This window comes from Rhizobacter sp. P2_D12 (assembly GCF_056404395.1).
On record NZ_JBFUEB010000162.1, the window covers coordinates 1 to 10,208 of the forward strand.

8 protein-coding genes are annotated in these 10,208 nt (G+C 69.8%); 4 read left to right on the top strand and 4 right to left on the bottom strand.

Annotated elements, in window-relative coordinates; translation table 11 throughout:
* Positions 1 to 106: 106 nt before the first annotated feature.
* Both AC1DYN_RS30040 and hemH read left to right on the top strand, forming a co-directional pair.
* Positions 107 to 3,292: a hybrid sensor histidine kinase/response regulator gene (locus AC1DYN_RS30040; protein ID WP_477966029.1), complete on the top strand. Its 3,186-nt coding sequence runs from the start codon at positions 107 to 109 to the stop codon at positions 3,290 to 3,292.
* Positions 3,293 to 3,301: 9 nt separating this feature from the next.
* On the top strand, positions 3,302 to 4,324 hold the full coding sequence (hemH, locus tag AC1DYN_RS30045) for a ferrochelatase (RefSeq protein ID WP_477966031.1): 1,023 nt from the start codon (positions 3,302 to 3,304) through the stop codon (positions 4,322 to 4,324).
* A gap of 4 nt (positions 4,325 to 4,328) precedes the next feature.
* On the opposite strand, the gene AC1DYN_RS30050 is transcribed toward hemH, so the two are convergent.
* The 4 genes from AC1DYN_RS30050 to AC1DYN_RS30065 form a co-directional block, all read right to left on the bottom strand.
* Positions 4,329 to 5,312: a Bug family tripartite tricarboxylate transporter substrate binding protein gene (locus AC1DYN_RS30050; RefSeq protein ID WP_477966033.1), complete on the bottom strand. Its 984-nt coding sequence runs from the start codon at positions 5,310 to 5,312 to the stop codon at positions 4,329 to 4,331.
* Between the two features lie 40 nt (positions 5,313 to 5,352).
* A complete protein-coding gene (locus tag AC1DYN_RS30055) occupies positions 5,353 to 6,852 on the bottom strand; it encodes a tripartite tricarboxylate transporter permease (RefSeq protein WP_477966035.1) in 1,500 nt (499 codons plus the stop codon).
* Positions 6,853 to 6,862: 10 nt separating this feature from the next.
* Entirely contained in the window at positions 6,863 to 7,363 is a 501-nt protein-coding gene (locus AC1DYN_RS30060; protein ID WP_477966037.1) for a tripartite tricarboxylate transporter TctB family protein, read from the bottom strand.
* Between the two features lie 76 nt (positions 7,364 to 7,439).
* Entirely contained in the window at positions 7,440 to 8,396 is a 957-nt protein-coding gene (locus AC1DYN_RS30065) for a Bug family tripartite tricarboxylate transporter substrate binding protein (protein WP_477966039.1), read from the bottom strand.
* Positions 8,397 to 8,591: 195 nt separating this feature from the next.
* Between AC1DYN_RS30065 and AC1DYN_RS30070 the strand changes: the two genes are divergently transcribed.
* Complete coding sequence (locus AC1DYN_RS30070) at positions 8,592 to 9,275, top strand: response regulator (protein WP_477966041.1); 684 nt, start codon at positions 8,592 to 8,594, stop codon at positions 9,273 to 9,275.
* Positions 9,272 to 10,006 (top strand): helix-turn-helix transcriptional regulator, encoded by a 735-nt coding sequence (locus AC1DYN_RS30075; RefSeq protein WP_477966043.1) that lies wholly within the window; start codon positions 9,272 to 9,274, stop codon positions 10,004 to 10,006. Before AC1DYN_RS30070 ends, AC1DYN_RS30075 begins: the two co-directional genes overlap by 4 nt.
* The last annotated feature ends 202 nt before the right edge of the window (positions 10,007 to 10,208 follow it).

A 10,208-nucleotide genomic window follows, 5' to 3' on the forward strand; every position in this document is an offset into this window, starting at 1 on the left:
GCGAACGGACCGAGGAATGGGCAAGGAAAGCAGTCATGTCGGCTGTGGATTCCGGCGCGACTCGAGCGTGCCGGTGCGCTGCATTGTCCGCTACAGTTCGCGCTCCATGACCCCGGCCGCCCTGCCCGCCGACGAGCCCCACCGCCTGCGCGTGCTGCGCGAGCTCCGCGTGCTCGACACCGGCGTCGACGATGCCCTGCACGCCCTCGTCCGGCAGATCGCCGCGCGCACCGGCTGGCCGATCGCCGCCATCAGCCTGGTCGATGCCGAGCGGCTGTGGTTCCCGGCGGCCATCGGCCTCGATGCGCACGAGGTCCCGCGCGAGCACTCGTTCTGCAGCCACGCCATCCTGCAGCGCGGCCTGTTCCAGGTGACCGACGCGCTGGCCGATCCGCGCTTCGACGCCAGCCCGCTGGTCGCCGGGCCGGCCGGCATCCGCGCCCATGCCTCGCTGCCGCTGGTGGTCGACAGCCACCGCATCGGCAGCGTCTGCGCGCTGCACACCGTCCCGGCACGACTCGACGCCGCGCAGCAGCAGGCCTTGCACGACCTGGCGCTGCTGGCCGGCGCGCTGTTCGACGCCCGCCTGCGCGAGCAGCGCTGGCGCCTGCAGGAGGCGCGCGTGCGGGCCGCCAGCCAGTCCGGCAACGGCTGGCTGTGGGAGACCGACGACCAGGGCCGGCTCAGCTGGCTGTCCGAGAACTTCGAGCGCCGCATGGGCCTGGCGCCGCAGGCCGACCTGGGCTGCCGCATCGACGAGCTGTACCGGCCGCACGCCGGCGAGCATGCCGCCTCGTGGCCACGCCACGAGGCCGCAATCGCCCAGTGCGAGCCCTTCACCGAACTGGTGGCCGACCGCGACACGCCCGGCGGCCTGCTGACACTGTCGATCAGCGGCGTGCCGGTGTTCAGCCGCAGCGGCCAGTTTCGCGGCTACCGCGGCGCCGCCACCGTCATCAACGCCCGGCTGCAGGCCCAGAGCGCCGCGCGCCGCGCCGAACGGCTCCTCAGCGATGCGCTGGAAAGCCTGGACGCCGGCGTGATGATCAGCGACCCGGAGGGCCGCGTCGTGCAGTCGAACGCGGCGTGGCGCCGGGCCGCCGGCCACACCGTCTCGCCCGACGCGCTGAGCTGGCCGCAGCTGCTGCGCAGCAGGGTCGCGCACGGCGACTACCCGGATGCGGTCGGCAGCGAAGAGGCGTTCGTGCAGTGGCGGCTCGGCCTGGCGTCCGAGGCCAGCACGCAGCACGAGCTGCGCTGGCGCGACCGCTGGCTGATCGTCAACGACCGGCGCCTGCACGACGGCAGCATCGTCCACCTGTCGATCGACATCACCGGCCGCAAGCGCGCCGAGCTCGAGCTGGCCCGCCAGCAGCTGCAGGCGCACGAATCGCAGGCCCGCCTGGGCGCCGTGCTGGCCGCGGTGCCCGACCTGTGGTTCGTGCTCGATGCCGACGGCCGCTACCTCGAATGCAGCGACCCGAAGCATCCCCTGCTGGTGCACAGCTGGGACAGCGTCAGGGGCCGCCGCTTCGTCGACGGCGTCACCGTGGAACTGGCCGAACGCGTGCTGCCGGCCATCGCGCGCGCGCTGCGCAGCGGCGAGGTCCAGCAGCTCGAGTACGACCTGGTGACCGCCGGCGGCCGCGCCGGCAGCTTCGAGGCCCGGCTGTCGCCGATGGCCGGCGCGCGCGTGCTGTACGTGACGCGCGACATCACGCAGCAGCGTGCCGCCGAGCGCGCACTGAAGGCGGCCGAGGAGCGCTGGAAGTTCGCGCTCGAAGGAGCCGGCGACGGCGTGTGGGATTTCGACGAGGACCGCCGCCTCGCGTTCTATTCGTCGCGCTGGAAGGAGATGCTCGGCCACCGCGACGACGAGGTCGGCAACACCATCCAGGAGTGGTCGCGCCGCATCCATCCGGACGACAAGCCGCGCGTGATGAAGGCCATCGAGGCCTACCGGCGCGGCGACACCGCGGTGTACGAGACCGAGCACCGGCTGCAGCACAAGGACGGCCATTGGGTCTGGGTGCTCGACCGCGGCAAGATCGTCGAGCGCCGGCCCGACGGCACGCCGCGGCGCGTCGTMGGCACTCACTCGGACATCACGCGCACCAAGCAGGCCGAGCAGGCGCTGCGCGACAAGCAGGCGGCCGAGCTGGCCAACCGCGCGAAGAGCGAGTTCCTGTCGCGCATGAGCCACGAGATGCGCACGCCGCTGAACGCGGTGATCGGCTTCTCGCAACTGATGCGCATGGGCCTGGACCCGGTCGACGCCGCCAAGGTCCGGGAATACGCCGACCACGTGCTCGATGCAGGCCAGCACCTGCTGGCGCTGATCAACGACGTGCTCGACCTGCAGAAGGTCGAGGAAGGCGCGCTGGCGCTCGACATGGGCAGCGTCGCGCTCGACGAGCTGGTGGTGCGCACCATCGACCTGCTGGCGCCGATGGCGCAAGCGCGCAACGTCGTGTTCGACAACGCGCTGCCGCCGCGCGTGCGCGTGCGGGCCGATGCGCAGCGGCTGCGCCAGGTGCTGCTGAACGTCGCGTCGAATGCGGTCAAGTACAACCGGCCCGGCGGCGTCGTGCGCTGGACGCTGCACCACGAGGCACCGGAGCGCGTCACGCTGCGCGTCGAGGACGAGGGCCCGGGCCTGTCCGACGAGCAGCTCGGCCGGCTGTTCCAGCCCTTCGAACGTCTCGGCAAGGAGACCTCGGCGATCGAGGGCACCGGCCTCGGCCTGATCATCGCGCGCAGCCTGATGCAGGCCATCGGCGGCGAGCTGGCGGTGTCGAGCCGGCTCGGCCACGGCACCTGCATCGCGCTGCAGCTGGCCAGCGACCTCGAGGCCCCCGCCACCGACCTGGCGCCGCTGGCCGAGGCAACGCCCCCCGCACCGGCCGCCGCCGAACGCGCCGGGCTGCGCATGCTGTACGTCGAGGACAACCGCATCAACGCGATCCTGTTCGAGGAGGCGCTGCGCCTGCACCATGGCCGCGTCGACCTGCGCATCGCCGAGGATGGCGAGGAGGCGCTGGAGATCGCGCGCGACTGGCGGCCCGAGGTGCTGGTGCTGGACGCGCACCTGCCGGGCATGACCGGCTTCGAGGTGCTGGGCCACCTGCGCGCGCTGCCCGGGCTGGCTTCGGCGCCGGCCTACATGTGCTCGGCCGACGCGATGCCCGAGGACGTGCAGCGCGCCTACGAGGCCGGCTTCATCGGCTACTGGACCAAGCCGATCGACATCGCCGCGGTGGTGGCCGACATCGAACAGCTGGGACCGCGATAATCGCGCCCCATGCGCTTCTCGCCCGAACCTCCCCGCAAGCCCGGACAGCCCCCTGTCACCGGCATCCTGCTGTGCAACCTCGGCACGCCGGATGCGCCGACGCCGCAGGCGGTGCGCCGCTACCTGGCGCAGTTCCTGGCCGATCCGCGCGTGGTCGAGATCCCGAAGCTGCTCTGGTGGCCGATCCTGCACGGCATCATCCTGCGCGTGCGGCCGGCGAAATCGGCGGCCAAGTACGCGACGGTGTGGCTGCCCGAAGGCTCGCCGCTGAAGGTGTGGACGCAGAAGCAGGCGACGCTGCTGTCAGGCTACCTGGGCGAGCGCGGCCACCCGGTGAAGGTGGCGTTCGCGATGCGCTACGGCACGCCGGCCATCGGTGCGCAGCTCGATGCGCTGAAGGCCGCCGGCGCGACGCGCATCCTGGTGCTGCCGCTGTACCCGCAGTACTGCGCCGCGACCACGGCCAGCGTCAACGATGCGGTCTACCAGTGGGCGCAGGCGGTGCGGGCCTTGCCCGAGCTGCGCTTCGTCAACCGCTACCACGACGATCCGGGCTACATCGACGCGCTGGCGAAGCGCGTCAGCGACCACTGGATGTCGCATGGCCGGCCCGACAAGCTGGTGCTGAGCTTCCACGGCATGCCGCGGCGCACGCGCGACCTCGGCGACCCGTACCAGCTCGAATGCCTGGAGACGGCGCAGCGGCTGGCACAGCGCCTGACGCTGAAGGACGACCAGTGGCTCGTGACCTTCCAGAGCCGCTTCGGCAAGGCCGAATGGCTGCAGCCCTACACCGAGCCGACGCTGGTGGCGCTGGCCGGACAAGGCGTCAAGCGCGTCGACGTGATGTGCCCCGGCTTCACGGCCGATTGCCTGGAGACGCTGGAAGAGATCGGCCAGGAGGCCCGCGATGCGTTCATCGGCGCCGGCGGCGCCGAGTTCAACTACATCGCGTGTCTGAACGACCAGCACGAGTGGATCGCGGCGCTGAGCGCGATCGCGATCCGCCACATGCAAGGCTGGTCCGGCTGAAGGATCAAGCCGTCTTCAGCTTGAGGATGTAGACCAGGGCATCCGCCATCGCCTTGTCGAGCTCCATCGACTGTGCGAACTCGGTGCCGACCTGCCAGCTCGGCTGCCAGTCGTTGCGCACCAGCGCGGCCTGCCAGCTGGGGTGCTGGGTCGCCTTCTGCAGCGCGTTGCGGACGTTGGTGACCTGCGCGTCGGACATGCCCGACGGCGCGAAGACGCCGCGCCAGTTCGACAGCTCGACGTCGAGCCGCTGCTCGCGGAACGACGGGATGCCGAACAGGCCGCGCCGCGAGCTGATCGCCAGCGCCCGCAGCTTGCCCGACGTGATGCCGGACTTCAGCTCGCCGAAGCCCGACACCGCCGCGAGCACCTTGCCCTCCGCCAGCGCCTGCATCACTTCCGCCCCGCTGCTCGACGGCACGTAGTTCAGCCGCCCCGGGTTGGCACCTGCCGCCCGGGCCACCAGCGCGGCGCACATGTGATCGACGCCCCCTGCCCCGCCACCGGCCAGCGGCACCGCGGCGATGTCCTTGACCAGGGCTTCCTGGAAGTCCTTGACGGTCTTGAATTTCGAATCGATCGGCACGACCAGCGCCAGCACCTCGCTCGTCAAGCGTGCGATCGGTTTCACACGCGACAAGTCGATGGCCGGCCGGTTCAACGCGATCGAGCCCACCATCACGAAGCCGCCGACCATCACCGCGTCCTGCGCATCCGAGTGCGTTTCGACGAACTGCGCGAGGCCGATGATGCCGCCCTTGCCGCCCTTGTTCTCATAGCCGATCTCGCTGGCCTGGCCGGCCGCCACCAGCGCATCGCCGACGGCGTGCCCGGTGGCATCCCAGCCGCCGCCCGGATTGGCGGGGATGAAGATGCGCAACTTGCCGAGCGAGGCCGGCGGGTTGGTCGCCGCGAGGGCGGGGAAGGCCAGCGTGGAGGCCGCGGAGGCGGTCATCCAGCCCAGGACGGAACGGCGGTTCGACTTCATGGTGATCCTTGCTGACTTGATCCTTGCTGAGAGGGGCCGGTCAGGCGGCCGCCACGCGCGGACGCCGGAGTCGGGTCACGAGGGGCGGGACAACCAGCACCGCCACGCACAGCACAAGGATAGTCGCGGACAGGGGCCTTTCCATGAAGACAGTCCATTTGCCCTCCCCAATGGACAAAGCATTTCTCATATGGGCCTCGCCCAGCGGCCCGAGGATCATGCCGACGATGACCGGCGCGGTCGGAAAGTCGAAGCGGCGCATCAGCACGCCCAGCAGCCCGATGCAGAACAGCAGGAACAGGTCGAAGGCCGATTGGCGCATGCCGTACACGCCGACCGTCGCGAAGATCAGGATGCCGGCGTACAGCGCCGGGCGCGGGATCTTCAGCAGCTTCACCCACAGGCCGACCAGCGGCAGGTTCAGGATCAGCAGCATCACGTTGCCGATGTACAGCGACGCGATCAGCGCCCACACCAGGGCCGACGAGGTCTGGAACAGCGTCGGGCCGGGCTGGATGCCGTAGTTCTGGAACGCCGACAGCATGATGGCCGCGGTGGTCGAGGTCGGGATGCCCAGCGTCAGCAGCGGCACCAGCGTGCCGGCCACGGCGGCGTTGTTGGCCGCCTCGGGGCCGGCCACGCCCTCGATCGCGCCGACCGTGCCGAATTCCTCGGGGTGCTTGGTCAGCTTGCGCTCGGTGCCGTACGACAGGAAGGTCGGGATCTCGGTGCCGCCGGCCGGGATGGTGCCGAACGGGAAGCCGATCAGCGTGCCGCGCAGCCAGGCCGGCCACGAGCGCTTCCAGTCGCTCTTCGTCATCCACAGGCTGGACATCTTGTTGCTCGACTCGTCCTGCCTGCCTTCGTACATCAGCGTGTACATCGCCTCGCCGACCGCGAACAGCCCGACCGCCACCAGCACCACCTCGATGCCGTCGACCAGTTCGGGGATGCCGAGCGTGAAGCGCGCCTGGCCCGAGATCTGGTCGATGCCGATCAGCCCGACCGCCAGCCCCAGCATCAGGCTGACGACACCGCGCAGCGTGCTCTGCCCCAGCACCGACGACACCGTCGTGAAGGCCAGCAGGATCAGCGCGAAGTACTCGGGCGGGCCGAAGCGCAGCGCGTACTCGGCGATGGCCGGCGCGAACAGCGTCACCAGCACCGTGGCGATGGTGCCGGCGAAGAACGAGCCGATGGCCGACGTTGCCAGCGCCGCGCCGGCGCGGCCGCTCTTGGCCATCAGGTTGCCTTCCATCGCCGTCACCATGCTGCCGGTCTCGCCCGGGGTGTTCAGCAGGATTGACGTGGTGGAGCCGCCGTACATGGCGCCGTAGTAGATGCCGGCGAACATGATCATCGAGGCGGTCGGCTCGACGTGCGAGGTGATCGGCAGCAACATCGCCACCGTCAGCGCCGGGCCGATGCCGGGCAGCACGCCGATCGCGGTGCCGATCAGGCAGCCGAGCAGCGCCCACATCAGGTTGATCGGCGTGCCCGCCGTCATGAAGCCCTGCAGCAGGGAATGCCAGATATCCATGGGGACTTCCTCAGATCCAGCCGGAGCTGGTCAGGCCGGGCAGGTTCAGGCCCAGCAACTTCGTGAACATCCAGTACACCGGCGCGGAGATCGCCGCACCGGTCAGCACGTCGAGCAGCCACTCGGACAACGGTGCGCGGCCACCGCCCATCGAGCGCCGGAAACCGTGCGCGGCGAGCGTGAACAGCAGCGAGCACGACGGGATGAAGCCGATGTGCGTGATGGTGGCGGCATTCAGCAGCAGGCCGGCCGACAGCCAGGCCATGCCGGTCCAGTGCGGTGCGGGGGTGCTCTCGTAGTCGTCCGGCATGGTGCGGTAGCCGCCGGTCACGGCCTGCACGATCAGCAGCACGCCGCACAGCGCCAGCACCGCGGCCACCAGGCCCGGCAGGAAGGCCGCGCCGACGCCCGAATACCCGGCCTCGCTCTTGATCTGCGTGGCACCGGCGGCCATCAGCACGGCCAGGCCGATGACGCCGGCACCGATGCCGACCTCGGATCGATTGCTCATGTTCCTCTCTCCTGCAAACGGACGCTGGCCGGCACGCGGGTGCCGGCCAGCTGGCTCTTGTGGTTCTCGATGACGCTTACAGCATGCCCAGCTTGAGCATCAGCGCGCGCAGGCGCGCCGTGTCCTCGTCGACGAACTTGCCGAAATCGTCGCCGGTCATCAGCGCCGAGTTCCACTTGTTGGCGGCCAGCGTCTCGGCCCAGCTCTTGGTCTTGGTGGCCTTGGACACCGCGTCGACCAGCTTCTGGCGCTGCGCCGGCGTGATGCCGGGCGCGCCGTAGACGCCGCGCCAGTTGCCGATCGAGACGTTGATGCCCTGCTCGACCAGCGTCGGGATCTCGGAGCCGCGCACGCGGTTCGGCGCCGTGACGCCGATCGCGCGCATCTTGCCGGTCTTGATGAACTCCTCGAACTCGGCCAGGCCGCTGGTGCCCACCGTGATGTGGCCGCCCAGCACCGCCGCGGTGGCCTCGCCGCCGCCCTTGAACGGCACGTAGTTGATCTTGGTCGCGTCGACGCCGGCCTCGCGCGCGATCATCGCGACGCTGACGTGGTCGACCGAGCCCTTCGAGCCGCCGCCCCACTTGACGCTGCCCGGGTCCTTCTTCATCTGCTCGACCACGTCCTTCATGGTCTTGATCGGCGAGTTGGCCGGCACGACGAACACGTTGTATTCGGCCAGCAGGCGCGCCACCGGCGTCGCATCGTTCAGCGTGATCGGCGGCTTGTTCTGCACGATCGCGCCGACCATGATCGCGCCGACCACGACCATCGCGTTCGGGTCGCCCTTGGAGGAATTGGCGAACTGGGCCAGCGCGATGGTGCCGCCGGCGCCGCCCTTGTTCTCGAAGGTCACCGAACCGGCCAGGCCCGCTTCCTGCAGCGCCTTGCCGATGCCGCGGGCGGTCTGGTCGTAGCCGCCGCCGGGGTTGGCGCCGATCATGATCTTGTAGTTGTCCTGGGCGAGGACCGTGGCCGAGGCGGTCGCGAGGACCAGCGGAAGCAGCACGGTCTTGAGCAAGAGGCGTCGCATGTATCAATCTCCTTGTGGGGGCGGTGCACTGAACCGACGCGTCATCCTGGGGCAGTGCGCAACCGGTTGCATCCGTGCAAGCCCGCAGATGCAGCGTCAACACTGTCAGTTGGCTGTCAAACGATGGCCGAAGCGCTGTCGTCTGCCTGTCAGCCGGCTCGCGGAGGCGGCCCCGGGCAAGGCACACTCGCGGCCATGAAACTGCTGCTGGTGGAAGACGACCTCGCGATGGCCCAGGCGCTGCAGCTGGCACTGGAGCGGCGCGGCTTCGAGATGGCCGTGGTGCACAACGGCAGCGATGCGCTGCAGCAGCTGCGCAACCAGCCGCCCGACTTGGCGCTGCTCGACCTGACGATCCCCGGCCTGGACGGCCTGCAGGTGCTGCACCGCGCCCGCGCCGAGGGCATCCGCGTCCCCATCGTGGTGCTGACGGCGCGCGGCGCGGTCGGCGACCGCGTGCTGGGGTTGAACGCCGGTGCCGACGATTACCTGGCCAAGCCCTTCGACCTGGACGAGCTCGAGGCGCGCATCCGCGCGTTGCTGCGCCGCACCGCCGGCACCGGCACCGACGAGCTGTCCTGCGGCGCGCTGCGCCTGGAGCTGGCCTCGGGCGCGTTCTACCTGAACGACGACGTGTTCGACGTCACGCCGCGCGAGCAGGCGCTGCTGAAGGCGCTGATCGCGAAGCCCGCGCATGCCGTGCCGAAGGAGAAGCTGTTCCGCGTCGTGTTCCCGATGGAGACCGACATCCAGTTCGAGGCCATCGAGGTGGTGGCCTACCGCCTGCGCAAGAAGCTTGCCGGCTCGGGGGTCTCGCTGATCACCTTGCGCGGGCTGGGCTACCTGCTGCGGTCGGACCCTGCCGACGCCGGGCCATGAACCGCGACCTGCCGGCGGCCGACCTGTTCTACGGCCTGGCCAGGGCCTGTGCCGGGTGCGCGAGCGAAGAGCAGTTCGCGGACCTCGTCCGCACCTGGGTGCGCCGGCTGCTTCCTCACGGGGTGCTGATCGCCGCCATCGGGCGCATCGACCTGGAGCACCTGGAAATCCAGCACGCCATCGGCGTCGACTGCCCACCCGATGCGTTGTCGCAGATCCCGCGGCTGCTCAATCTGCGGGATCGACCGGTCGTCCGGCACTGGCTGCGAACCGGCGAGCCGCTCTGCCTGCAATTGCCCGAAGACGCTGCGCTGACGTCCCTGCGCGAGAGGCAGGAAATCGAGCACTTCGGCTTGGGTCGCCTCGCGATCCATGGCATGGTGGACCTGAAGGCGAGATCGGGGAGCTACTTCAGCTTCGGGCAAGTCGACACCTCGCTGGATCGGTCGGTGTTGCTGGACACCTTGCGGCTGATCGTGCCGTCCTTGCATCAGGCGATGCTCCAGTCCTGCCGGGCCGAGAACGACCAGAGAGCCGATCCGCTGGCCGCGCTCACCGCAGCTGAGCGCGAGCTGATGCAATGGGTGGCCGCGGGCCGAACCAACAACGAGATCGCCGAGCTGCGCAACCGCAGCGCTGCGACGGTGCGCAACCAGATTCACAGCGCCTTCGTGAAGATGGGGGTCACGAACCGGAGCGAGGCCATCCGCGTCCTGCTGCGCGACGCGTAACACCCGAGATCGTCCCGGCGCATGGAACGATCGTTCCATGGCCATCGGGCGTGGCAGATGCTGGAATGCGCCGGGTCAACACAACAGGCGCAACGCGCTCGACGAGGAGAACTTCATGTCATTGGAGAGGACACCCCTGCATCGGGGTGTGATGGGCATCGTGTTGTCGATGCTGATGCTGCTGGTCGGCGCGGTGCACGCG